Origin of the sequence: Spongiibacter marinus, from assembly GCF_016906995.1 — a bacterium.
GTDB lineage: Bacteria > Pseudomonadota > Gammaproteobacteria > Pseudomonadales > Spongiibacteraceae > Spongiibacter > Spongiibacter marinus.
In genome coordinates, this window is record NZ_JAFBBD010000001.1 from 410,507 (window position 1) to 436,408 (window position 25,902).

A 25,902-nucleotide genomic window follows, 5' to 3' on the forward strand; every position below is an offset into this window, starting at 1 on the left:
ATCGATGCGACTCGCGGGCTTTTTTAGTGCCTGGGATCAGACATCCAAGTTAGCCACTTTCAGGGCATTGCTTTCGATGAAATCGCGGCGAGGCTCGACTTGATCGCCCATCAAGCAGGTAAAGATCTGGTCGGCGGCAATCGCGTCTTCAATCGTGACCCGCAGCATACGTCGTGCATCTGGATCCATGGTGGTTTCCCACAGCTGATCTGGGTTCATTTCACCCAGCCCTTTATAGCGCTGCACGTTGATGCCGCGCTCTGCCTGGGCCATTAGCCAGTTCATCACCTCGTCGAAGCTTTCCACCTCTTGGGTGCGCTCTCCGCGTTTGATATAGGCGCCGTCTTCGAGCAGCCCCTGCAGGCTTTCACCGAGTTCTGCAATGCTTTGATAATCTGAAGACTTGAAGAAATCGCGCCCAAATCGATAGTGGGTACTTACTCCGTGGGAGGTTATTTCCACCTCAGGGACAAAGATATTCAGCTCATTGTCTTCCACTACTCGCACATCGTAGCGGTGTTGCGGATCGCGGGCTTCTAGCTCTACGGTGACCTCTGCCAGCGCGGTGCACCATTTATCCATCACAGCCCGGTCGCCGAGTTGATCGGCCTTAACGGTGGGTAGGTGGACAACTTCACGCAATAATCGCGCAGGATAAATACGCGATAGCCGCTGGGTGATATCTTCAACTTTCCTGAAGTTGGTCACCAACTTTTCCAGGCCTGCACCAGTGATAGGGGCCGCGTCCGGGTTTACGTATAACGCTGCACCATCTAGCGCGTTCTGGGTTAAGTAGCTGGCCAGTGCAGCCTCATCTTTCAAATACTGATGCTGCTTTCCGCGCCCAATTTTATACAGGGGCGGTTGGGCAATATAGACATAACCGTTTTCAATCAGCTCCGGCATTTGACGGAAAAAGAAGGTAAGCAGAAGGGTACGAATGTGCGAGCCGTCTACGTCGGCGTCGGTCATGATGATGATGTGGTGATAACGCAGCTTTTCTAAGTTGAATTCCTCTTTGCCAATGCCGCAGCCAAGGGCCGTGACAATGGTGCCGACTTCAGCAGAGGAGAGCATCTTATCGAAGCGCGCCTTCTCAACATTCAATATTTTACCTTTGAGGGGCAGAATAGCCTGAGTGCGACGGTCGCGGCCCTGCTTAGCCGATCCACCCGCCGAGTCACCCTCCACCAAGTACAATTCAGAAAGACCGGGGTCTTTTTCCTGGCAGTCTGCAAGCTTGCCTGGCAGGCCTGCAATATCCAGAGCGCCTTTGCGGCGGGTCATTTCTCTGGCTTTACGAGCAGCTTCACGGGCACGGGCCGCATCCAGCATTTTCTGGACGATCTGCTTAGCTTCGTTGGGGCTCTCCAGTAGGAAGTCACCAAACTTGGCCGTCATTGCTTGCTCGACAACCGTTTTCACTTCGCTGGAAACCAGCTTGTCTTTGGTCTGCGAGGAGAATTTGGGGTCGGGGACTTTAACTGAAATAACGGCGGTTAGACCCTCTCTCGCATCATCGCCTGTAGTGGAAACCTTAGCCTTCTTCGCCAGGCCTTCACTTTCAATGTAGCTATTCAGGTTGCGCGTCAGACCGGCCCGAAAACCCGCCAAATGGGTGCCGCCGTCGCGCTGAGGAATATTGTTGGTGTAACAGAATATATTTTCCTGGAAGCCGTCATTCCACTGAAGGGCGACCTCAACACCTATGCCATCTGCTTCGGTAGTGAAGTGGAAAACATCGTTAACAGCGCTTTTATTGTTGTTGAGATACTCAACAAAGGCGCTAAGACCACCTTCGTAACAGAAAACTTCTTTTTCACCACTGCGCTCATCGATCAGCTCGATGTTGATACCGGAGTTCAGGAATGCCAGTTCACGAATACGCTTCGCTAGATAATCGAAGTGGAACTCAATATTGCTGAAGGTTTCTTTACTGGGCTTAAAACGGACTTCCGTTCCGCTGCGTTCAGTATCACCAATAATCGCCAGAGGCGCGTCGGGCACACCGTGGCGATAGACTTGCTCGTGAACTTTACCGCCCCGACGAATGGTGAGGCGCAACTCTTCAGAGAGGGCATTTACCACGGATACACCAACACCGTGGAGACCACCAGAAACCTTGTAAGTATTGTCGTCAAATTTCCCGCCCGCGTGCAGGACGGTCATGATAACTTCAGCCGCCGATACACCCTCATCATGGATCTCGGTGGGAATACCGCGCCCATCGTCACAGACGGTAACGGACTCATCGGGGTGAATAATAATTTGTATCTTGCTGCAGTGGCCTGCCAGAGCCTCATCAATCGAGTTATCGACGATTTCGAACACCATATGGTGAAGGCCTGAACCATCATCGGTGTCGCCGATGTACATGCCGGGACGCTTACGCACGGCGTCGAGGCCTTTTAGCACCTTGATACTGGAGGAATCGTAATTTTTGTTTTCTTCTGTCATTCTTTGAACCTCTACACACAAGAGCCTTGCCCAGCAGCAAGTCCTTTTTATTTACCTGTCGCCCACACGCCATTGGCTGGAATCAGGCGTTGGTAAAATGTTCCACGTGAAACCTTCTTATCTCTTTTGCGTCACCCAGCCAAGCGTCATCAAGATCTGATGCTTCTATGGATGTCGCGAAAACCTGCATATCCATGCTCGCGATCACACCAAACAGGGCAGCGCGGCGCTCTCTATCCAACTCTGCGGGCAAGTCATCGACTAACAACAGCACATCTAGGTTTTGCCGTCGCATCAACCCGCATTGTGCTAATTTCAGCGCACATACCAGCGTTTTAATCTGCCCGCGCGACAATACCTCGGCCGCATTAGTACCACCGTAACTAAAGCGAATATCGGCGCGGTGCGGACCTACTCGCGTAAACCCTTGCCGCAGATCTTGCTCTCTGGATTCATTTAAGAGCCTACGCAAATCCTCTGCGCCTAAACGACCCTCGTCGTCATCCCAGCCACTGATAAAGCGCATAGTAAAACGCGAGGCATCCAGAAGGTGGCTTGCGTCCTGCCCAGACCCACCCTGAAGCTCGTTAAGCAGACCTACAAACGCTTCCTCTAGCTCCGCAAACTGAGCGCGGCGCATAGCCGTGATTTTCGCCCCTGTCAGCGCAATTTCCTCCTCCCAGGGGGAGAGTATTGCATCCGATAGTTTACCACGTCTGAGCAGTGTATTTCGCTGCTTTACCGCTTTTCTATACCTTGACCACTCCTCGTAAAAACCAAGATGTTTCACGTGGAACACTGACCAATCGAGAAACTGCCGGCGCACAGTTGGCGAACCTTCAAACAATTGAAAGCTATCGGGATTGATCAACTGCACGGGAAGCAAGCCCGCTAACTCCGAGAAGGACCGGAGTCGTTCGCCCGCATACTTGACCAGCAGCGACTTATCCCGCCCGCGCTGGATGCCAAGCATCCGACTATCGTCAAAGGCACCGTCAACCAACTCTCCCCTTACCAATAAAGAAGGGGAGTCAAAATTCACCACGCTATTAATTTTTCGTGAACGAAATGACCGCGTGAGGGAAAGCATATGTATCGCCTCAAGCACCGAAGTCTTACCACTACCATTCACACCATGGATGAAATTAAAGGTAGAGAGATCACTCAACACACAGCGCCGCAAATTACGAAAATTGGAGATATGTAATTCACTTAACCGCATCGGGCGTCACAAACTCCGCAAACAGGAGGGAAGGGGAAGAATACAAAAACGGCCACCATCGCTGGCGGCCGCTATCAAAATCGCAAACATCCGTAATTGCCGACAGCTTACAAGCGCATTGGCATAACAACGTATTGGCTATCGCTGCTCTCAGACTCTTCAACCAAGGCTGAGCTGTTGGCGTCCGACAGCGAGAACTTCACGGTCTCGCCATTGATTGCCGACATCACATCCAGCAAATAGCTCACGTTAAAACCAATTTCCAAGCTATCGCCCTCGTAATCCACCGCTACGATTTCTTCCGCTTCTTCTTGCTCGGGGTTGTTAGCCACTATCTGCAAGTTGCCACTGCTGAGTAACAGGCGAATGCCGCGGTATTTTTCGTTAGACAAAATTGCAGTACGTGCGAAGGCTTGCTTAAGCTCGGCGCGGCTACCTAATACCGTCTTGGTGCTGCCACGAGGCAGTACACGCTCGTAGTCGGGGAATTTTCCGTCTATCAACTTAGACGTGAATGTGAAATCACGGGTGACCACGCGGATGTGGTTGCTACCCACGAAAAGCTCCGCATCATCGTTTTCATTAATAAGCAGACGACCCAGCTCGATAACCCCTTTACGTGGCAGGATCACCTGAGCGCTGTTAGACACATTGATGTCGCCATTGAAGCTGGCCATCGCCAACCGGTGACCATCTGTCGCAACCACTCGCAACAAACCTGGGTTCACCTCAAACAGCATCCCGTTCAGATAGTAGCGAACATCCTGCTGCGCCATGGCAAAGCTGGTGCGATCGATCAAGCGCTTTAAATCACCTTGCTTCAGGCTGAAACGCTGACCGCCGTGACCCTGCTCAACACTGGGAAAATCACTGGCGGGAAGGGTGGACAGCTGGAAGCGGCTGCGTCCCGATTTAATAATGAGCCTCTGCTCGTCCTGGCTGACATCGATCACCGAGCCCTCGGGCAGGGCCTTACAAATATCCACCAACTTCTTGGCGGGTACCGTGATTTCTCCCGGTTCGCTTGCCTGGCCCTCTTCCGCCAAATCCACACGACCGATCAACTCCACCTCGAGATCCGTACCCGTCAGCGAAAGTTGCTGACCATCCAGCACTAACTGAACATTCGCCAAAATAGGCAGCGTTTGGCGGCGTTCTACAACACCGGCAACAAGGTTCAGGGGCTTGATCAAAGCGTCCCTAGAAATAGAAAATTTCATTCGTTGTCTTCCCGTTGGTTTTTGCTGGTCGCAGGGCCGCTTTCCCAGGCCATAACAAACTACACTTTATTATAAAAACTGACCTAAAAACATTAGGTTGTCAGAAGTCTTATCAAATTCTTATAGTCTTCCCTGATATCGGCATCAGCGTCGCGCAATTCTTTTATTTTACGGCAGGCATGCAACACGGTCGTATGGTCCCGACCACCAAAACCCTCGCCGATTTCGGGCAAACTGTGGTTGGTTAACTCTTTGGAAAGCGCCATTGCTAACTGCCGCGGACGCGCCACCGAACGACTGCGACGCTTGGACATTAAATCGGCGATTTTAATCTTGTAATACTCTGCGACGGTGCGCTGGATATTATCCAAACTCACCTGCTTATCCTGCAGCGCCAGCAAGTCTTTTAGCGATTCTTTAATAAGCGGAATATCGATGGGCTTGGCCATAAACCGTGAACTCGCGATAACCCGCTTCAACACACCCTCAAGCTCGCGGACATTCGAGCGAACACGCTGAGCAATAAAAAACGCCGCATCAGAGGGCAGGGGGATATTCTCTTGCTCTGCCTTTTTCAGCAAAATAGCTACCCGCGTTTCCAACTCTGGCGGCTCTACCGCAACGGTAAGCCCCCAACCAAAACGCGACTTCAACCGTTCTTCCAGCCCCTTAATTTCTTTGGGGTAGCGGTCACAGGTAAGGATCATCTGCTGACCGCCTTCCAGCAAGGCGTTAAAGGTGTGGAAGAACTCCTCCTGGGAACGCTCTTTTCCTGAGAAAAACTGAATATCGTCAATTAACAGCGCATCCACCGAGCGGTAATAGCGCTTAAATTCATTGATCGCATTGAGCTGCAAGGCTTTAACCATATCGGCAACAAAGCGCTCAGAGTGAAGATATACCACGCGAGCATTGGGGTTTTGTTGCACCAGGGAGTTACCCACCGCGTGCATAAGGTGCGTTTTACCCAAGCCAACCCCACCATATAAAAATAGCGGGTTATACGCGCGCCCCGGGTTCTCAGCGACCTGGCTTGCTGCCGCGCGGGCAAGCTGGTTGGACTTACCCTCTACAAACGTTTCGAAGGTATAGCCCTCCATCAAAGAGCTTTGATGGCGAATACCGCCTTCAACTTCCACTTGCCGCTGAGGGGTGGTAGTGGGTGCTGCCGCAGTGGAGGACTGGATAATTGCCGGAGCAGGTACCGGGGCAACGCCCTCATCCCCCGCGGGTGCACTTTCTGTGGCAGCAGGGCTTTGACTCAGGTCCTCACCATAACTGGCAGGAGGAGTAGGGCGTTGGCGCGCCATTGCCGATTGCTGGCGATCGGCAATGGCCAGCTCAACATTGAAGCCTTGGCCGCCGGCGAACTCTGCAACCAGCTCTTCAATCCGAGCAAAAAATCGATCGTTGACCCAATCTTTAACAAAGCGATTAGGCGCCAGCAGGCGCAACCAACCTTCTCCAGCCTCTAAACGCAGCGGCCGAATCCAGGTATTGAACTGCTGCGCGGGCAACTCCTCTTGAAGAACCGCTAAGCACCGCTGCCATATGGCGTCAGACAAAATAACACTCCCAAAACCAAAAATACCCGCCCAGCGAACACCGACCTTGTAACCACAACAAAGGCGCCGCGTAAACGAGGTAAAACCCAGCTAAACCTATAAACAGGCCGGACATTCTACGCCTTCAACCCAAACTTATCCACACCTACGCGACTTTATCAACAATCGCGAATCGTTAAAAAATACCTAAGTTTCAATGATATATAACAATAAACAATAAGACTCTATGGATAAAACAGAACAACATGTGGATAAGCTCGGGATCAAGATGTGAATAACTTGTCAATAGGGTGTTATCATCGAAATCATCTAGCGAAGACCCTCAACCAGCCGGAAATTCCGATAACGAAGCCAGTGAGAGGCTTGGCAAATAAACCCCTTACAGGCATTGCTATTAGCGGTGCTGTCCACTAAAATTCGCGATCCGATTTTTCGTGCTCCAGCCACTTATTCTGGCAGGAGACAAAGAACTCGTCGTATAACGACACTGTGAACGGACAAGATCATGAAAAGAACTTTTCAACCAAGCAACCTGAAACGCGCCCGCACTCACGGTTTCCGTGCTCGCATGGCAACCAAGAACGGCCGCAAAGTATTGAACCGTCGTCGCGCTAAAGGCCGTGCTGTTCTGTCTGCATAATTAAGCGCTAGATTAAAGTACCGGTATTGCAGTGGAATTCGGCTTTGATAAATCACTGCGTCTACTCAATGCCGGCGACTACCAGGCTGTATTCGACCAATCTCGTCTGAAGGTCTCTACCGCCGAATTATTATTTCTAGCGAATGCCAACGGCCTTGACCATCCCCGGCTTGGCCTTGTTGTTGCCAAGAAGAACGTACGCTTAGCCGCACAGCGAAATCGCCTGAAACGCATCGTTCGAGAGAGTTTCAGAATGCAGCAGTCGCGATTGCCGGGTATCGATGTTATCGTGCTGGCTCGAAAGGGCGTCGACAACCTCGACAATCCCACTTTGCATAGAACCTGCAAACAGTTGTGGCGACAGTTAGAAAAGCGCGCCGAGAAGCAACTGCGCAAGCAAGAGGGTTAAACCTTGCAGCGCCTACTTATTGCCTGCATCAAGTTTTACCGCCTGTGCATCAGTCCGCTGATGGCACCACATTGCCGTTTCTATCCCAGCTGTTCCCATTACGCTATCGACGCGATCCGCGAGCACGGTGCCCTGCGTGGCAGCTGGCTTGCCCTGCGCCGCATCGGTCGCTGCCACCCGTTAAATCCCGGCGGCTACGACCCCGTTCCACTCTGCCATCACTGCCAAAACGAAAACAACTCAATCAAGGCTATTAAGCAATGATCGATATTCAGCGCTACCTACTTATCGCCGCCATCGCCGCGCTCTCATTTATGCTGCTGGTTGAATGGAAAAACTTTGATGGCGGCAACACTGCTCCGCTGGCCGCGGCCGCTGCACTGGCTGAGCAACCGGCCAACGTCGACGTTTCTCTACCCACCAACGACGCTGGCAGTGACGATTTACCCACCGCCGACAATGTCGACAACAGCGTTGAAGACTTCGCCGATAAGGGCGTAGACAGCCGCTACATCCATATTCGTAACGATGTTCTGGACCTGAAAATCGACCTACAGGGCGGCGACATTGTCTATGCCGCAACCTTGGAGCACCGCGACAGCATCGAGGAAGAAGAAGCCTTCGTACTGCTGGAAAACAACCAGCGTCGCAGCTATGTGGCCCAGAGCGGCTTAATCGGTAAAAACGCCACCGACACGGCGCAGGGCCGACCCATGTTTAGCGCCAGCCTTGAGAGCTTCTCCTTGGAAGAAGGTCAGGACAGTGTTTCCGCGAATCTGCGCTATCAATACAGCGACGACATTCTTATCACCAAACGCTACACCCTGCAGCGTGGCGATTATCTGGTAAAACTCGACTACCTTGTTGAAAACCGCTCTAGTGAAGCCTTTAGTGCCTCACTGTTTGGCCAGCTGAAGCGCGACAACAGTGTCGACCCCGGTGTCAGCGACGACGGCTTGTTCGCCATGAAACCCTTTATGGGTGTCGCCTATTCCAGCAGCGAAGATCCCTACAACAAACTGGCCTTCCACAAGCTGAAAGAAAAGCCACTCAACGAGCAAATGGAAGGTGGCTGGGTCGCCATAATCCAACACTACTTCCTTAGCGCCTGGGTGCCCGACCAATCTGCCAACAACAGTTTTAAAACCGTTGTTACACGCCAGGGCTTAAATATTGTTCGCTTCACCTCGCCGTCGCAAACGGTTGCTGCCGGTGAGCAGGGCACCTTGAGCGCGGCGATTTATATCGGTCCTAAAGACCAATACCGTTTAGAGGAAATCTCTCCTGGTCTGGAACTCACCGTCGATTACGGCTGGCTGTGGTGGATAGCGCAACCCTTGTTCTGGCTGCTGACCAAACTCTACAGCGTCTTCGGCAACTGGGGTTGGGCGATTATCGGCGTTACCGTGTTGGTAAAAGCCGCCTTCTTCCAGCTCAATGCCAAGGCCTTCACCTCCATGGCAAATATGCGCAAGGTGCAGCCTAAACTGATGGAGCTGCGCGAGCGCTACGCCGACGACCGTCAAAAGCAGTCCCAGGCGATGATGGAGCTGTACAAGAAAGAAAAAATTAACCCCGTCGGCGGCTGCCTGCCCATGCTGGTGCAAATGCCAGTATTCATCGCCCTCTACTGGGTGCTGATGGAAAGTGTTGAGCTGCGCCACGCACCCTTTATGTTGTGGATTAATGACCTGTCAGCAATGGACCCTTATTTTGTCTTGCCGCTGATTATGGGTGCGTCGATGTTCATTCAGCAGAAGCTGAACCCGCCACCGGCAGATCCTATGCAGGCGAAAATCATGCAGTGGATGCCCATCGTCTTCACCTTCTTCTTCCTGTTCTTCCCCGCGGGCTTGGTACTGTACTGGGTGGTCAACAACACCCTGTCGATTATTCAGCAGTACATTATTACCAAGCGCATCGAAAAAGCTGGCTTGCCGTCTCGTTAAGCGATGAGCCAGCAAGACACCATCGCCGCCATTGCCACGCCGCCCGGCAAAGGCGGCGTTGGTATCATCCGCATTTCGGGCAGTAAAAGCCTGGCCATTGCCGCTGCGCTGATGGATCGCAGCCCGCAACCTCGGCGTGCCCACTTCGCCCATTTTCGCGAGATTATCGACAACGGAACGGATGTTATCGACCAGGGGCTGGCGTTGTTTTTCCCCGGCCCCAACTCCTTTACCGGCGAAGATGTTCTGGAACTGCAGGGTCACGGCGGCCCGGTAATTATGGACCGCCTGCTCAAGGCCTGCCTGCGTGCCGGTGCTCGCATGGCGCGGCCTGGCGAGTTCTCCGAGCGCGCGTTTCTGAACAACAAAATCGATCTCGCCCAAGCTGAAGCCATCGCCGACTTGATCGATAGCGCCTCAGAGCAGGCCGCTCGCCAGGCGATGCGTTCACTAGACGGCGCCTTTAGTCGCGAGATAGACCAACTGGTCGAAGCGGTCACCGTATTGCGGATCTATGTCGAAGCGGCGATAGACTTTCCGGAAGAAGAAATCGACTTCATCAGCGACAGCCGCGTCGCCGACGACTTGAGCGCCATCAAACAGCAGCTTCAGCATGTCAGCAACGCCGCCCAGCAAGGCAGTTTGCTTCGCGACGGTATGACCGTTGTTATTGCCGGGAAACCCAATGCGGGTAAATCCAGCTTGCTGAACGCCCTGGCCGGGCGAGAGTCTGCCATCGTTACTGACATTGCCGGCACCACGCGGGACATACTACGCGAAAACATTCTGATTGACGGCATGCCGCTGCACATTATTGATACCGCCGGTCTGCGCGACAGCGATGACCCGGTGGAACAAGAGGGCATTCGTCGAGCCTGGCAGGAAATCGACAAAGCGGACCGCGTCCTACTGATCGTCGATAGCCACCAACAGCGCCACGCCGATATACCCGATACCTTCGCCGAGCACGCCAATGCCGGCAAACTCAGCCTGATATTCAATAAATGTGATTTGAGTGGCGAAACGGTGCGCGAGGACACGCAAGGCGAGCTGCCCACGCTCTACCTCAGTGCCAAGGCAGAGCAGGGCATCGACCTGCTGCGCAACCACCTCAAACGCTGCGTTGGTTTTGAAGACGGCGACAGCCCGTTCATTGCCCGGCGGCGGCATATTGAAGCACTGAATACTGCCCGCGAGCATCTCCTGCAAGGCGAACACCAGCTCCACCACTATAATGCCGGCGAACTGCTCGCCGAAGAGCTCCGCCTCGCCCAGCAAAGCCTGTCAGAAATCACCGGTGCCTTCACATCCGACGATCTGTTAGGCCGCATCTTTTCCAGTTTTTGTATCGGAAAATAGCTATCCCTATTATCACTTCATGCGCAGTACAATTTGCGACATAGATGTGAGACCCCAGCTACACTTATCGTAAGTTACTACCGTTAAAATTTTCCGCCACAAGGACGTCTCTATGGCTGACGCTACCCGCCACTTTCTATTATTACTACTGGTCGCTAGCAGCGCCGCCACCCTACCCAGCCATGCCCAGTTGTGGGATAACGAGGCACTGCCCGTTGTGCTTACACCTGCCCGCCTGAAACAAAGCCGCAGCGAGGTTCCCGCCAGTGTCAGTGTGATCGACCGTCAAATGATCATCGCATCGGGAATACGCCGTATCCCCGAATTATTCCGGCTGATACCCGGCACATCAGTCGGCGCACGCGACGGCTGGAACCACGTGGTCAGCTACCACGGCACAAATTATCGCGACTCGCGGCGCATGCAGGTGCTGGTAGATGGACGCAGCATCTACCAAGCAGGCCTGGCAACGGTAAACTGGAACGATATTCCCCTGGCAATTGAAGACATCGAACGTATCGAAGTCGTCCGGGGCCCCTCCACGGCAAGTTACGGCGCCAATGCGTTTTTGGGCGTCATCAATATTATTACCCGTCACCCCGACGATGCCGACAAACTCTACCTACAAGCCCGCAAAGGTGATAATCAGGTCGAGGACTACCTGCTCAGCCACGCCGGTAGCTTCGAGGGCGGTAAGTACCGATTGAGCCTACAAAGCCGTCGCGATGATGGTTTTGAAGTCAACCGCGACGGTGAAGACCGCCGCGACAGCGATAATAGCGACACACTCAACCTGCGCTATGAAAAGGCCCTCGACCAGGCCAATATCAGCTTGGCGATGGGCTACAAACAGGGGTGGGTGACCGATGACTTCGCCGATATCGATGTCACCTCACCCGATACCCGTCACCGCAACCATTTTGTTTCCGCCAAAATGAGTTGGGACTTAAGCAAAGACCACCATCAACACTTGCGCATTGACTACTCCGGTCAAAAGCAGCAAAAAGAATGGCAGGCGGTACTGCCGCCGGCGTTTATCGGTCAGCCCACCCATCCCTCACCACTGGTGCGCGTTGATGCCAACGAAAACAGCCGGCAAACTCGCCAAGACATTGAGTTTCAGGACACCATGGTGTGGTCACCAGACTTAAAGACAGTGGCTGGCATTCACATCAAGCACAACCGAGTTAGCTCCGAGACGTACTACGATGGCAGCCGCCGCAGCGACAGCATCCAGCTGTTTGCCAATGCCGAATACCGAATCAGCGACCATGTTACCGGCAATGTTGGTGCCTCGTGGGAACGGGACAGCAACGACAACAAAGACCATCTCTCGCCCAGGGTTTCACTGCACTACCACCTGAACAATCACCACAGTTTTCGCGCCGTCTACTCCGAAGCAGTGCGCAGCCCCGACTTATTGGAAACCACGGCCGATTGGACCTATCGCGCTAAAAACATCACCCCCACTCACAATGGCCAAACCACCGGCGAGTACGTTGTTAAAGCTACGGGGAACCCAGATTTGCGCGCGGAGAAAATTTCCTCTCGCGAAATTGGCTACTACGCCAACTTTCAACACATCGGCTTACAGTGGGATATAAAACTGTTCCGCGACCACCTAAGCAACCTTGTATCAGACTCAACCGCACTGGATAAATTCTCCCCAGAGAACAGCAACCGCCTGCGCCAACAGGGCATAGAAACCGAGCTGGATTATCGCCCATCGCCCAACTGGCTTTTCCACGCCAGCTACGCCTACATCAACTCCGACACCACAACCCAAAATGAAGAGAGTTTCACCCCCAGCAATAATTTCAGCGCGCTGCTCAGTTATAAATTTTTAAGTAATACTCAACTTTCACTCAGCCGCTACTACAGTCAAAACACGCGTCGCCGGGGGAAAAATACCTTTTCACGATCAGATTTACGGCTGGCTCACACCCTGAATCTGCGCGGCACCGAAGTGCAGTTAGCCTACGTGGCACGATATCAGCATGACGATAACAGCGAACTGTTATCGGATAACTTTTACCGTGAAGAACTGCGACAGCTATTCACACTGAGCCTGCGCTACTAAGGCCTGTGACCTGGCAACCATCGAGGAAGGAATCCTTGAAAAAACTGCTTAAAGGACTTCAATACGCGCTCTTACTGCTCCTGGCAGTGGCGGCGTATGGTAGTGATAAACCCTCTTTAAAGGTCGACCTAGTGCTCCCTGTGGATAACGTTTCCCTGCGGCAACTTGCCAGTGAAATTGCCAGCCCGAGCGACTACCAATTACAGGTCTACATCAACGAACTCCCAGACCCAACGCAGGCCGGAGATGTGCTGTTGCTTGTCTCCGACGGCCTGCTGCCAATGATCAACAGCGCTCACTACCCGGCCAAACTGGCGCTGTATGCAAACAGTGTGCGCTTTAGCCCCTATCGCGCTGAGAATGCCAGCGCCGTTTACTCAGACCAACCTATCGCACGACAAATAAAGTTGATCGACGCAATACTCAAGGGCAAACCGGCGCGCATTGCCATGGCCTGGGAAAGCCCCAGTTACCATCAACAACTCCACCAGCTCACCGACCAATATCCTCAGTACCAATTTAATAGCGAACAAATACCGGCCGACGGATCCGCCTCGCAGCGCAAGCTAAACCGCTTAATCCAGCGCAGCGATGTGCTGCTGGCAACACCCGAGCAAAATCTCTACAACGCCGCCACCATCCGCGGCGTACTGCTGGCAACCTACCGCCACCAGAACTTTCTTATTGGCCCCAACGCCGGTTTTGTCAGCGCGGGAGCGCTGGCGTCTGTCGTATCAAAGCCCAGCGACTACGCCGCTGAAGCAAAGGCAATGATCAACCATTACCGCGATCACGGCCGTCTGCCCATGGCGCGCTATCCACAGCGCTACAGTATTACCATCAACCGCAACGTCGCTGATTCTCTGGGCCTGGTTATCGACGATGAGCAAAGCCTACTCAACACCTTGAGGGGGCAGTAAATGCGCGCGCGAAGAAGCCTCTTTCAACAAATTTTAATTGCCAGCCTGGCTCCGATGCTGGTGTTGTTTATTGCCCTGTTTTCCTACTCACTTGCCGCACGACTCAGCGATGCTCAACGCTATCAGATCGATCTGGGTGAACGCATTGCGGAAAACGTCGCGGCCTTGATTGAGCTACCGCTGATTAGCGGTAACGACCAACAACTCAATGACATTCTCAAGTCGGCGCTGCAGGGCGATATCATCGCCTTACGCGTGTATCGCTTTGGCGATAGCAAACCCATTAGCGTCAGCCGAAACACCGCTAACGGGCCTGGTAACACCATAAGTATCCTGCTGGAACAGCGCAGCATCGCGCTAACTGACGCCATCACCGGTGAACAGCTGCCGCCCATCAACAATATTCTCGGACGACTGGAGCTGGATATCTCCAATGCCGGGCTCAACGCATTGCAGAGCAGCATAATCGCCGTGTCCATCAGTATTGCATTGCTGGCAATTCTTCTTGGCGCCGCCTTTGCCCTTCGCGTCAGCCGCCGTTTGTCGCAACCGCTCAGCGAAATCCAGCACGTCACGCAAGAGATCGCCAGCGGCAAGCACGGCAGCCGTATCCAACACTTAGAGCGTGGTGAACTCGGCGAACTGCAGCGCCACATCAACGACATGGCCGACGCCATCGAAGCCCAGCAGCGCGAACTCAGCGACTATGTCGAAGAGCTAAAACTCGCCAAAGGCAAAGCAGAAGAGGCCAGCATGGCCAAGAGCTTGTTCCTGGCCACCATGACCCACGAACTCAGAACGCCCATGAATGGCGCACTGGGCATGCTGCAGCTGTTGGCCAAGAGCGAACTGAATGAATCCCAACGCCACTACCTGGATATTGCCAAAAGCTCCAGCGAGCATTTACTCCACATCGTTAACGATATCCTCGACTACTCGCGCATCGAAAAAGGCGATATGGAGCTCGAAGAGCGCTTCTTCACACCCCAGTCTCTGCTGGGTGAAATCCTTCAACCCATGCAGCTGGATGCGCAAAGTAAAGGCATCGTTTTCAATACTCAGATCGACCCCGTTCTGCGCCGTATCGAAATACGTGGCGATGAAACCCGACTGCGACAGATCGTTATCAACCTCGCGGCCAATGCGGTCAAATTCACCCATCAGGGCAAGGTCGATGTCAGTCTGGAGCAACAGCCTGTCGATGCAGAAACCCTGCAATTAACACTGCGCGTTAGCGACACCGGCATCGGCATTACCCCAGAACAACAAGCCCACATATTTGAGAGCTTCCACCAGGCCGATAACTCTACGGTTCGCCGCTATGGTGGCTCAGGGCTGGGTCTGGCCATCGTCAAGCGACTGAGCGAGCTGATGAAGGCCGACATCCAGCTGAGCAGCCAGCCCGGTGAGGGTTCCTGTTTCACCGTGGTGTGGCGTACGCACTACCGCAAGCTCGCTGCACAAGCGCAGGAAAACACGGTGGATGACGAACAGTGTTTCTCTGGGCTCACCGCAATGGTGGTTGAAGACAACCCCGTCAATCAGCTGTTGGTCGCTCGCAGTCTCGAAGGTTGGGGGGCAGACGTCATTACGGCTAACAATGGCGCCGAAGCGATTAGTCAACTGGAGCAACACCACGCCGATGTGATCTTAATGGATCTGCAAATGCCGATAATGGACGGTTTTGAAGCAACGCTGCAGCTCCGCAGGCGCTTGCACCAACACATCCCTGTGATCGCCCTAACGGCTAACACTGATCCAGAAACCCAACGTCGCTGCTTAAATGCAGGTATGAACGCCTTCCTCTCCAAACCGGTATCGCTAGAGCAATTGCGCAATAGCATTGCTGAACAGCTGCCCTAAGCCCTTTTTTCTACTATTTATCCCAAGGATAAGATCGGGATAGCCGCGTCTGAGCCTGTGAAAAACCCGTCGATAAGGCGGCACTTACTCACAAGCCTCCAACGCGCGCCGATTTATCCACATTTCATCCCCAAACCGCTCACACCAAGATGACAGGATATCTGTGGATAAAAACGGTAGTTATAAATAAATAAAAACATTTAAATACAATGACTTAGACAACTTACTCACAGAAAAGCGGTTCCTTAACATCAGTATCAAGAATAAAAAAACATAAAACTATCAACATATATATTCATAAAATCTTATTCTTTAAACACAAAAAAAGAATTGATTAAAAATTCACCAATTCATTGCAGCGCATCCAGAACCCCGTATAATTTCGCCCCCAGTAAAATTACTCATTCAGGTGTTTTGTGGACTATCCGCAGCGATTCGATGTCATTGTTATCGGTGGTGGCCATGCCGGTACTGAAGCCGCCTTGGCTGCTGCCCGTATGGGTAGCCAAACCCTTTTGCTTACCCACAACATCGAGACGCTGGGGCAAATGTCCTGCAATCCCGCCATTGGTGGCATTGGTAAGAGCCACCTTGTCAAAGAAGTGGATGCACTCGGCGGCGCGATGGGCCTTGCAACAGATCGCGGTGGCATCCAATTTCGAGTGCTTAACGCCCGTAAAGGGCCCGCGGTGCGGGCAACCCGCGCACAAGCTGACCGCGTGCTCTACAAAGCCGCCATACGAGAAATACTGGAAAACCAGGCAAACCTCGCCATTTTTCAGCAGGCCGTAGACGACCTGATCGTCGAAGGCGACTGTGTTCGCGGCGTGGTGACAAATATCGGCCTGAAATTCTATGCCAGCAGCGTTGTCCTGACGGCAGGCACCTTCCTCGGCGGAAAAATCCACATCGGTCTGGATAACCACAGCGGTGGTCGCGCCGGCGACCAACCCTCCATTGCACTTGCGCACCGCCTTCGCGAACTGCCTTTCCGGGTAGATCGCCTTAAAACCGGCACGCCGCCACGCATTGACGCAAAAACCGTCAACTTTGCTGGCCTGGAGCAACAGTGGGGCGATGAACCCCGTCCGGTAATGTCGTACCTGGGTGACCGAAGCATGCACCCCGAGCAAGTCTGCTGCTGGATTACCCACACCAACGAGCACAGCCATGAGATTATTCGCAGTGGTTTAGACCGCTCGCCCATGTACACCGGCGTAATCGAGGGAATCGGCCCCCGCTACTGCCCGTCGATCGAAGACAAAGTCCATCGCTTTGCCGATAAAAACTCTCACCAGGTGTTCATCGAGCCCGAGGGCCTGAAAACACACGAGCTTTACCCCAATGGCATTTCCACCAGTCTGCCGTTTGATATTCAATTGGCGTTGGTTCGCTCGATCAAGGGCTTTGAAAACGCCAATATGACGCGCCCCGGCTACGCCATTGAGTACGACTTCTTCGAGCCGCGTGACCTGAAAAACTCGCTGGAAACCAAATTCATTGCCGGTTTATTTTTTGCGGGTCAGATCAACGGCACCACCGGTTACGAAGAAGCCGCTGCCCAGGGCCTATTGGCCGGTGCCAACGCCGCCTTGCTGGCGCAGGGCAAAGAGTCGTGGTGTCCGCGTCGCGACGAAGCCTACATCGGTGTGCTGGTTGACGACCTGATTACCATGGGCACCAAAGAGCCCTATCGCATGTTTACCTCACGTGCGGAATATCGCCTGCTGCTGCGCGAAGACAATGCCGACCAACGGCTCACCGAAAAGGGCCGTGAACTGGGCTTGGTCGACGATGCGCGCTGGGCCGCGTTCTGCGAAAAGCGCGAAGCCATTGAGCGCCAGCGCCAGCGTATGGCCAGCACGTGGATTCAACCGAATACCCCGCAAGCCGAGCAATTGGCGGCCAAGTTCAGCAAACCGATCAGTCACGAATACAACCTGCTCGACCTGCTAAAACGCCCGGAGCTTGGCTATGCCGACTTGGCGGACATGGTGCAAGACGGCGAAGCAGTGGTGGACGATGTCGCCGAGCAAATTGAAATTGGCGTGAAATACGCGGGCTACATCGAGCGCCAGAAAGACGAAATCGAGCGCCTGCGTCGCCATGAAGAAACGCCGTTGCCACTGGACTTTGACTACAGCGTGATCGAAGGTCTGAGCAACGAGATCAAACAAAAACTGGGCGACGCGCGACCGCAAACCCTCGCTCAAGCCTCGCGGATTCCCGGCGTGACCCCGGCCGCGGTATCGCTGTTACTGATTACGCTGAAAAAGCGCGGTCTGCTGGAAAGGAAGTCCGCCTGAGGTGAATGACGAACGCCAATTCCTAACGCGGGGTGTCCAAAAACTTGGGCTCTCGATTACCGACGCCAATATCGACGCACTGCTCAACTACCTCGCCTTGCTGGTGAAGTGGAACCGCGCCTACAACCTCACGGCGGTGCGCGACCCCATGCAAATGGTCAGCCGCCACTTGCTGGATAGCCTGAGTGTTGCCAATCTGGTCGATGGCCAGCGCATTCTCGATGTGGGCACCGGCCCCGGGCTGCCGGGCATTCCGCTGGCAATACTGTTCCCCGAGCGCCAGTTTGAGCTGCTCGACAGCAACGGCAAGAAAACGCGGTTTTTGATCGAGGCCAAATTGCAACTCGGCCTCGACAATGTGCAGGTGCACTGTTGCCGCGTAGAATCCCTGCGCGACGAACAGGGATTTGACGGCATTACCTCGCGGGCATTTGCCTCGCTCGCCGACATGGCTGGCGGTTGTGAGCACTTACTCGCCCCGCAGGGAAAACTCTATGCCATGAAGGGGCAATACCCCGAGCAAGAGTTGAGTCAGTTGCCAAAACACTTTATCGTCGAAGCCTGTCATACTCTTTCCGTTCCCGGTGTCGACGAGGCCCGCCACTTGATGGTGATCGCCTCTCAGCACAGCGGTGAACATTCTGCGAGCGATCAATAGGGACCGGGCCGTGGCCACCATATTCGCGATCACCAACCAGAAAGGCGGCGTGGGGAAAACCACCACCAGTGTTAACCTGGCTGCGTCTCTGGCGGCGACAAAACGCCGCGTGCTGCTTATCGACCTCGACCCGCAAGGCAATGCCACCATGGGTTGCGGGGTGGATAAAAACGCGGCGGAGCACACGGTGTACGACGTATTGGTCGCCCAGCGCGCCATTGCAGATACCCGCACCGTGGCACCCGAGAGCGGCTTTGATGTACTGCCCGCTAACCAGGATCTCACCGCGGCAGAGGTTGAGCTGATCAATGAGATCGGTCGCGAATTCCGCTTGCGTGAAGCGCTTGGCGATATCGCTGACGACTACGACTACGTGCTGATCGACTGCCCGCCGTCGCTCAATATGCTTACCGTTAACGCACTGGCGGCTGCCGATGGCGTGATCATTCCCATGCAGTGTGAATACTATGCCCTTGAGGGCTTGAGTGCGCTGCTCAATACCATCAGCCGCGTGACTCAGCTGATAAACCCGCAGCTGCGGATTGAGGGAATACTTCGCACCATGTTCGACGGCCGCAACAGCCTGACCAATCAGGTCACCGACGAACTGCGCCACCACTTTGGCGATAAACTCTACAGCACCGTCATCCCGCGCAATGTGCGCCTGGCCGAGGCGCCCAGCCACGGCCTGCCGGTGCTGTACTACGACAAACAATCCAAAGGGGCTCTGGCCTACCTGGCCTTGGCCGGGGAAATTTTGCGTCGCGCAACATCCACTGAAGCGCCTGCCAAAGGCGGCCAGAACGAACAACAGGTTGAACACATCAATGGCTAAGAAACGAGGTTTAGGACGAGGCCTGGACGCCCTGCTGGGCGCCTCCGCAGAACCGGTAGCGATCGCCGATACCGCGACAAGTGTGGAGCAAGCCAGCGAGACAACCTCAGCGGCAGTGAGCGACGCCGCCGTGGATGGCGAATTGAAAAACCTGCCCATCGAATACCTGCAACGCGGTAAATACCAACCGCGCCGCGAAATGCCCGCCGAAGGCCTGGAAGAACTGGCCGAGTCCATTCGCTCCCAGGGCATTATGCAGCCGATTGTTGTGCGCCCCATCGCCGACAATCGCTATGAAATTATCGCCGGTGAGCGCCGTTGGCGCGCCAGCCAATTGGCCGGTTTAGAGTCCGTACCCGCGCTGATTCGCGAAGTGCCCGACGAAGCCGCGGCGGCGATGGCACTGATCGAAAACCTGCAGCGTGAAGACCTCAACCCCATGGAAGAGGCCTTGGCGCTGGTTCGCCTGCAACAAGAATTTGAACTCACCCACGCTGAAATTGCCGGCCTGGTGGGCAAATCGCGCACCACCATCACCAACCTGCTGCGCCTCACCGGGCTGCGCGACGACGTGCAAACCCTGCTGGAAAATGGCGATATTGAAATGGGCCACGGTCGCGCCCTGCTGGGCCTGCCCGCCGAGCAGCAGAGCAGCGCCGCTGCTACTGTCGTCAGCCGCGGTTTATCGGTGCGCCAGACCGAAGCCCTGGTGCGACGCTTGGTTGACGAGGCCAAAAGCCCCGCCAAATCCAGCACGCGCATCGACCCCGACATCAAACAATTACAAGACAGTCTGTCCGAAAAACTCGGCTCCCCTGTGCAAATTCAGCACGGCGCCAAAGGCCGCGGAAAACTCACCATAAAATACAGCAGCCTGGACGAATTGGACGGAATTCTAAGCCATATGAAATAGCTTATTTGGTGGCAACAATGTAGCGGTGCTACCCCATCTGGTAGCCAGGTAAAATAACCCCGCGAATTGTGCTGCTAAATTCCTGATATTGTTAACGAATTGCGAATTGTGCTTATTGCAGACTTTGGTCGCATAAATGGTAAATCGGTTGATCCTTAGCCAATGACCACCTATAATTCGCCCCGCTTTTTGGACAAGCGAAAAATGCGTTGCAGCGGCAGGTAAACAGGGCAATGACAGCAACACAGCGGCAGCAGAAAACTGCGCTAGCCACCGTCAAACCCCCACTGCTAAAAATTTATGGCCTGCAATGCATCGTGCTGCTTGTCGCAAGCGGGTTTACATATTCAATTAACGGGGTGGTAGCAAAATCCCTGTTAATCGGTGGGCTGATTTCCGTTTTACCCAATGCCTATTTTGCGCGCCAGGTTTTTAAGTACGCCGGCGCGGCATACGCGCGCGAGGTAAATCAATCATTCTACCGGGCAGAAGCGGGCAAATTTATTGCGACGGTTGGGCTGTTTGCCGCCACGTTCGCAATGGTCAGACCCCTCTCTGCCGTCGCCGTATTTTCGGCATACCTGGTGGGTATGCTTTTAAACACCTTGCTGGTGGCCGTGTTGAGAAACCCCGGCGCAAGGTAAAACACAGTTTCTAAGTTTTGCAATGAGAGTGACATATGGCAGCTGAATCGCAGTCGACTGTTGGATATATCCAGCACCATTTAACCAATCTCACCTATGGCAAGCTTCCCGCTGGCTACGAGCGCCTTGATAGCGAAGGCCACGTGCACGAAGTGCTGGCGGCAGATACTTGGACGCTGGCACACAGCGGCCAGGAAGCGGCGGACATGGGTTTCATGGCTATCCACGTTGACTCCATGTTGTGGTCAATTGGTCTGGGCTTTTTGTTTCTGTTGTTTTTTGCCCGCATCGCCAAGCGCGCTCACAGTGGCATTCCCCGCGGCGCACAAAATGCCGTCGAAATGGTTATCGGCTTTATCGACCAAACAGTTAAAGACGGTTTCCACCACAAAAACGCCATGATCGCGCCAATGGCACTGACTATTTTCATGTGGATCTTCCTGATGAACGCGATGGACCTTGTGCCCGTCGACTGGATTCCACAGCTTGCTGCATTGATCAGCGGCGACCCGCACTTCTACTTCAAAGTGGTTCCCACGACTGACCCCAACATCACCTTGGGCATGGGCTTCACCATTTTCGGCCTGATGGTTTACTTCACCATCGCTAAAAAAGGCTTTATGGGCTTTGTAAAAGAACTCACTCTGCACCCGTTCCACCACCCCAAGTGGTACGTGAACGTGTTCCTGGTGCCGATCAACTTCGCGCTTGAGGCGATCTCGTGGATCTCCAAGCCGATCTCACTCGGTCTGCGACTGTTCGGTAACATGTACGCCGGTGAGATGATTTTCATTCTGATCGCCACAATGTTCGGCGCCGGACTGATTCTGGGACTCTTTGCAGGTGTGTTGCAGTGGGCGTGGGCAGTTTTCCACATCCTTGTTATTACACTGCAGGCCTTCGTCTTCATGGTACTGACCATTGTCTACATGGCAACGGCGCACCAGATCGAAGAAGAAGACCAGTTCCACTAAGGTATTTGCTTTAACTAACTAAACTTTTCTTAACTTAAAATGTAGGAGAACTACCATGGGTTTGGCTCTGATTGCTGTTTCACTGATGATCGGTTTTGGCGCACTGGGTACTGCGATTGGTTTCGCACTGCTGGGCGGTAAACTGCTGGAAGGCTCTGCTCGTCAGCCTGAACTGGCGCCAATGCTGCAAGGTAAAATGTTCCTGATCGCTGGTCTGCTCGACGCCGTTCCCATGATCGGTGTTGGTATCGCTATGTACGTTCTGTTCGTTGTTGTTCCCGGCCTGCCCGCTTAATTGCACGCATTCGGAATACGACACGTTCAGCAACTTGATATAGCAGAGGTATCGGCGTGAATATTAATCTCACACTGATTGGACAATCGATCACCTTCCTGTTCTTCGTATGGTTCTGCCACGCATTTGTGTGGGGATACATTCGCAAGGCAATGGAAGAGCGTGAAAAGCAGATTGCTGACGGTCTTGATGCCGCAGACCGCGCGGGTCGCGATCTTGAGCTTGCTCAGGAAAAAGCTGCCAAGCAGCTTCGCGAAGCCAAAGCGGAAGCGGCTTCCATCATTGATGCTGCCAACAAGCGCGCCAATCAAATTATTGATGAAGCGAAAGAGTCTGCACGTACTGAAGGCGATCGCCTGAAAGCAGCAGCCCAAGCCGAAGTAGAGCAGGAAATGAACCGTGCGAAAGAAGCACTGCGTTCACAGGTGGCTAAACTGGCATTGGCAGGTGCTGAAAAAGTACTGGAAGCGTCTATCGATGAGTCTGTTCATAAAGACATGGTCGACAAGCTGGCCGCAGGCCTGTAAGCGAGGTTGACATGGCTGAATTGAGCACAATGGCTAGACCCTACGCCAAGGCGGCTTTCGAGCACGCCCTGGCTTCTTCGGCATTAGGTGAGTGGTCACAAATGCTGGCAACGGCAGCCGCTGTCGCCAGCCAGGAAGCGGTAGCCAAGCTGCTGTCTTCTCCGGCCATCACCAGCGAGCAGCAAGCGCAGAAATTTATCGACGTCTGCGGCGATGCACTCAATGCCGGCGGTGAAAATTTCATCAGGATTCTCGCAGAAAACAAGCGCTTGGCATTACTGCCGTTAATCAGCGAATTGTTTGACGCGCACAAAGCCGTCCAGGAGAAATCCGTGGACGTCGAGCTGACGACAGCCTTCGCGCTGGACTCAGAATCCGAGCAACGTCTTGCCGACGTTTTGAGCAAAAAACTGCAACGCCAGGTGAAGGTAAGCAGCCACGAAGATCGCAGCCTGTTGGGCGGCGTTGTGGTTCGCACCGGCGACCTGGTTATAGATGGCTCGGTGCGCGGTCGCTTAGCGAAACTCGCTGAAGCAGTAAATTCCTGAGCGTTTTAGAGAATAGGATTGAGGAACAGAGCATGCAGCAACTGAACCCCTCCGAGATTAGCGATATTATCAAGCAGCGCATCGAAAAATTAGATGTGACCGCTGAAGCCCAAAACGAGGGCACTATCGTCTCGGTATCAGACGGTATCGTACGTATCCACGGCCTGACCGATGTGATGTACGGTGAAATGATCGAATTCGAAGGTGGCCATTTCGGTATGGCACTTAACCTCGAGCGCGATTCAGTCGGCGCGGTAGTCCTGGGTGACTACTTTGACATCGCCGAAGGCCAAACTTGTAAATGTACCGGCCGTATCCTGGAAGTACCCGTAGGCCCCGAACTTCAGGGTCGCGTTATCGACGCACTGGGTAACCCCATCGACGGTAAAGGTCCCGTCGACGCCAAACTCACCGACGCAGTTGAAAAAGTTGCTCCCGGTGTAATCTGGCGTAAGTCGGTTGACCAGCCCGTGCAAATCGGTCTGAAAGCCGTTGACTCCATGGTACCCATCGGCCGTGGCCAGCGTGAGCTGATCATCGGTGACCGCCAGATCGGTAAAACAGCCATCGCTGTTGACGCCATCATCAACCAGAAAGACTCAGGCATTAAGTGTGTCTACGTCGCTGTTGGCCAGAAGGCCTCTTCTATTGCCGCCGTTGTGCGCAAACTGGAAGAACACGGCGCAATGGACCACACCGTTGTCGTAGCCGCGACCGCGTCTGATCCTGCTTCTATGCAGTTCATCGCACCGTTCACCGGCTGTACTATTGGCGAATACTACCGCGACCGCGGTGAAGACGCGCTGATCATCTACGATGACCTGACCAAGCAAGCCTGGGCTTACCGCCAAATCTCGCTGCTGCTGCGTCGTCCGCCAGGCCGTGAAGCCTACCCCGGTGACGTATTCTACCTCCACTCGCGTCTGTTGGAGCGTGCTGCACGAGTTTCTGAAGAGTACGTAGAAAAATTCACCAACGGTGAAGTAAAAGGCAAAACCGGTTCATTGACCGCACTGCCTGTTATCGAAACCCAGGCTGGTGACGTTTCTGCTTTCGTACCGACCAACGTAATCTCGATCACCGACGGTCAGATCTTCCTCGAAACCGACATGTTCAACGCCGGTATTCGTCCGTCAATGAACGCCGGTATCTCGGTATCGCGTGTTGGTGGTGCAGCGCAGACAAAAGTAATCAAGAAACTGTCCGGTGGTATTCGTACCGCACTGGCTCAGTACCGCGAACTGGCGGCCTTCTCCCAGTTTGCTTCTGACCTCGACGACGCAACCAAAGCTCAGCTTGAGCAAGGTGAGCGCGTAACCGAGCTGATGAAGCAGAAGCAATACAGCCCAATGAGCATTGCCGACATGGCTCTGTCACTGTACTGCGCGAACGAAGGTCACCTGAAAGACGTTGATGTTAGCAAGGTACTGGACTTCGAAGCGGCGATCCTGGCTTACGCACACGCTGAATACGGCGACGTGATGAAGCAGATCAACGACACCGGCAACTGGAATGACGAGCTGGAAGGCAAGTTCAAAGAACTGGTCGAAAAGTTCAAGTCAACACAGACTTGGTAAGACGGATAAAGCGCTCTCCCGGGAGCGCTTTACTGCTTGAGGATTTTTAATCATGGCAGGTGCAAAAGAAATACGCACCCAGATCTCCAGCATCAAGAGCACGCAAAAAATCACTAGCGCCATGGAAATGGTTGCGGCGAGTAAAATGCGTAAAGCTCAAGATCGCATGGAAGTGGGTAAGCCCTACGCGCAGCGTATGCGCGCAGTGGTTGGGCATATCGCCAATGCAAATCCGGAATACCGTCATCAATATATGGAAGAGCGTGACGTTAAGCGCGTTGGCTTCGTTATTGTCTCTACAGACCGCGGTCTGTGTGGCGGCCTGAACACCAACCTGTTCAAGCAAGCTATTAAAGACATGCGCAGCTGGTCTGACAAAAACGTCGACGTTGATCTTTGCCTGATTGGTGGCAAAGCAGCGGGCTTCTTCAACAGCTTTGGCGGCAACATCGTTGCATCAGTGCGCGACATGGGCGAAGCGCCCAGCGTTAGCGATCTGATCGGCTCTGTTAAAACCATGCTGGACGCCTATAGCGAAGGCCGGATTGATCGTCTTTACCTGGTGGGCAATGAGTTTATCAACACCATGACTCAAACGCCGTTTGTTCGCCAACTGCTGCCACTGGAAGCAGAGCAAGACGACAGCTTAAAACATCACTGGGACTACATTTACGAGCCCACTCCAGAAGAACTGCTGGAAGGTCTGCTGACTCGCTACGTTGAGTCACAGGTATACCAAACAGTGGTTGAAAACGGAGCATGTGAACAAGCTGCCCGGATGATCGCGATGAAGAGCGCTACCGACAACGCTGGCGAAATCATCGACGGTCTGCAACTGGTATACAACAAAGCCCGTCAGGCAGCCATTACGCAAGAGCTGTCAGAGATTGTTGGCGGTGCTGCAGCGGTATCGTCATAACACGATACCGGCAACGGATTTT

23 protein-coding genes are annotated in these 25,902 nt (G+C 53.8%); 19 read left to right on the forward strand and 4 right to left on the reverse strand.

What is annotated here, in order from left to right; translation table 11 throughout:
- Positions 1-36: 36 nt before the first annotated feature.
- The 4 genes from gyrB to dnaA all read right to left on the reverse strand — a co-directional run bounded on the left by gyrB (position 37) and on the right by dnaA (position 6,464).
- The gene (gyrB, locus tag HNR64_RS01965) at positions 37-2,457 is read right to left on the reverse strand and encodes a DNA topoisomerase (ATP-hydrolyzing) subunit B (protein ID WP_204994918.1); all 2,421 of its coding nucleotides are present in this window, start codon (positions 2,455-2,457) and stop codon (positions 37-39) included.
- A gap of 82 nt (positions 2,458-2,539) precedes the next feature.
- On the reverse strand, positions 2,540-3,679 hold the full coding sequence (recF, locus tag HNR64_RS01970) for a DNA replication/repair protein RecF (RefSeq protein WP_204994919.1): 1,140 nt from the start codon (positions 3,677-3,679) through the stop codon (positions 2,540-2,542).
- Positions 3,680-3,786: 107 nt separating this feature from the next.
- Positions 3,787-4,899, reverse strand: a complete 1,113-nt coding sequence (dnaN, locus tag HNR64_RS01975; RefSeq protein ID WP_204994920.1) for a DNA polymerase III subunit beta — start codon at positions 4,897-4,899, stop codon at positions 3,787-3,789.
- A gap of 92 nt (positions 4,900-4,991) precedes the next feature.
- A complete protein-coding gene (dnaA, locus tag HNR64_RS01980) occupies positions 4,992-6,464 on the reverse strand; it encodes a chromosomal replication initiator protein DnaA (RefSeq protein WP_204994921.1) in 1,473 nt (490 codons plus the stop codon).
- A gap of 505 nt (positions 6,465-6,969) precedes the next feature.
- Here dnaA and rpmH point away from each other — a divergent pair.
- The 19 genes from rpmH (at position 6,970) to atpG (ending at position 25,880) form a co-directional block, all read left to right on the forward strand.
- Positions 6,970-7,104 carry a 50S ribosomal protein L34 gene (gene rpmH / locus HNR64_RS01985; protein WP_084497939.1) on the forward strand — a complete coding sequence of 45 codons (135 nt, stop codon included), beginning with the start codon at positions 6,970-6,972 and terminating at the stop codon, positions 7,102-7,104.
- A gap of 31 nt (positions 7,105-7,135) precedes the next feature.
- Positions 7,136-7,513 carry a ribonuclease P protein component gene (gene rnpA / locus HNR64_RS01990; protein ID WP_204994922.1) on the forward strand — a complete coding sequence of 126 codons (378 nt, stop codon included), beginning with the start codon at positions 7,136-7,138 and terminating at the stop codon, positions 7,511-7,513.
- Positions 7,514-7,516: 3 nt separating this feature from the next.
- On the forward strand, positions 7,517-7,777 hold the full coding sequence (yidD, locus tag HNR64_RS01995) for a membrane protein insertion efficiency factor YidD (protein ID WP_204994923.1): 261 nt from the start codon (positions 7,517-7,519) through the stop codon (positions 7,775-7,777).
- A complete protein-coding gene (gene yidC / locus HNR64_RS02000; RefSeq protein ID WP_239547424.1) occupies positions 7,774-9,462 on the forward strand; it encodes a membrane protein insertase YidC in 1,689 nt (562 codons plus the stop codon). Before yidD ends, yidC begins: the two co-directional genes overlap by 4 nt.
- A gap of 3 nt (positions 9,463-9,465) precedes the next feature.
- Positions 9,466-10,821: a tRNA uridine-5-carboxymethylaminomethyl(34) synthesis GTPase MnmE gene (mnmE, locus tag HNR64_RS02005; RefSeq protein WP_204994924.1), complete on the forward strand. Its 1,356-nt coding sequence runs from the start codon at positions 9,466-9,468 to the stop codon at positions 10,819-10,821.
- A gap of 112 nt (positions 10,822-10,933) precedes the next feature.
- Positions 10,934-12,901 carry a TonB-dependent receptor plug domain-containing protein gene (locus HNR64_RS02010; protein WP_204994925.1) on the forward strand — a complete coding sequence of 656 codons (1,968 nt, stop codon included), beginning with the start codon at positions 10,934-10,936 and terminating at the stop codon, positions 12,899-12,901.
- A gap of 35 nt (positions 12,902-12,936) precedes the next feature.
- On the forward strand, positions 12,937-13,821 hold the full coding sequence (locus HNR64_RS02015) for a type 1 periplasmic-binding domain-containing protein (protein WP_204994926.1): 885 nt from the start codon (positions 12,937-12,939) through the stop codon (positions 13,819-13,821).
- Positions 13,822-15,684 (forward strand): ATP-binding protein, encoded by a 1,863-nt coding sequence (locus tag HNR64_RS02020; protein WP_204994927.1) that lies wholly within the window; start codon positions 13,822-13,824, stop codon positions 15,682-15,684.
- A 416-nt stretch (positions 15,685-16,100) separates the two neighbouring features.
- Positions 16,101-17,990 (forward strand): tRNA uridine-5-carboxymethylaminomethyl(34) synthesis enzyme MnmG, encoded by a 1,890-nt coding sequence (gene mnmG / locus HNR64_RS02025; protein ID WP_204994928.1) that lies wholly within the window; start codon positions 16,101-16,103, stop codon positions 17,988-17,990.
- A gap of 1 nt (position 17,991) precedes the next feature.
- A complete protein-coding gene (gene rsmG / locus HNR64_RS02030; protein WP_204994929.1) occupies positions 17,992-18,648 on the forward strand; it encodes a 16S rRNA (guanine(527)-N(7))-methyltransferase RsmG in 657 nt (218 codons plus the stop codon).
- A gap of 10 nt (positions 18,649-18,658) precedes the next feature.
- Entirely contained in the window at positions 18,659-19,483 is an 825-nt protein-coding gene (locus tag HNR64_RS02035; RefSeq protein WP_204994930.1) for a ParA family protein, read from the forward strand.
- Positions 19,476-20,396, forward strand: coding sequence for a ParB/RepB/Spo0J family partition protein (locus HNR64_RS02040; protein ID WP_204994931.1), 921 nt, complete (start codon positions 19,476-19,478; stop codon positions 20,394-20,396). Before HNR64_RS02035 ends, HNR64_RS02040 begins: the two co-directional genes overlap by 8 nt.
- 233 nt (positions 20,397-20,629) lie before the next feature.
- Positions 20,630-21,040: an ATP synthase subunit I gene (locus tag HNR64_RS02045; RefSeq protein ID WP_204994932.1), complete on the forward strand. Its 411-nt coding sequence runs from the start codon at positions 20,630-20,632 to the stop codon at positions 21,038-21,040.
- Between the two features lie 35 nt (positions 21,041-21,075).
- The gene (gene atpB, locus HNR64_RS02050) at positions 21,076-22,014 is read left to right on the forward strand and encodes a F0F1 ATP synthase subunit A (protein WP_204994933.1); all 939 of its coding nucleotides are present in this window, start codon (positions 21,076-21,078) and stop codon (positions 22,012-22,014) included.
- 55 nt (positions 22,015-22,069) lie between these two features.
- Positions 22,070-22,309 carry a F0F1 ATP synthase subunit C gene (gene atpE / locus HNR64_RS02055; RefSeq protein ID WP_022958922.1) on the forward strand — a complete coding sequence of 80 codons (240 nt, stop codon included), beginning with the start codon at positions 22,070-22,072 and terminating at the stop codon, positions 22,307-22,309.
- A 56-nt stretch (positions 22,310-22,365) separates the two neighbouring features.
- Positions 22,366-22,836: a F0F1 ATP synthase subunit B gene (locus HNR64_RS02060; protein ID WP_027873453.1), complete on the forward strand. Its 471-nt coding sequence runs from the start codon at positions 22,366-22,368 to the stop codon at positions 22,834-22,836.
- 11 nt (positions 22,837-22,847) lie between these two features.
- Positions 22,848-23,384 carry a F0F1 ATP synthase subunit delta gene (locus HNR64_RS02065; RefSeq protein WP_027873454.1) on the forward strand — a complete coding sequence of 179 codons (537 nt, stop codon included), beginning with the start codon at positions 22,848-22,850 and terminating at the stop codon, positions 23,382-23,384.
- 32 nt (positions 23,385-23,416) lie between these two features.
- Positions 23,417-24,961, forward strand: coding sequence for a F0F1 ATP synthase subunit alpha (gene atpA, locus HNR64_RS02070; protein WP_204994934.1), 1,545 nt, complete (start codon positions 23,417-23,419; stop codon positions 24,959-24,961).
- 52 nt (positions 24,962-25,013) lie between these two features.
- Positions 25,014-25,880, forward strand: a complete 867-nt coding sequence (gene atpG, locus HNR64_RS02075) for a F0F1 ATP synthase subunit gamma (protein ID WP_204994935.1) — start codon at positions 25,014-25,016, stop codon at positions 25,878-25,880.
- Positions 25,881-25,902 lie beyond the last annotated feature (22 nt).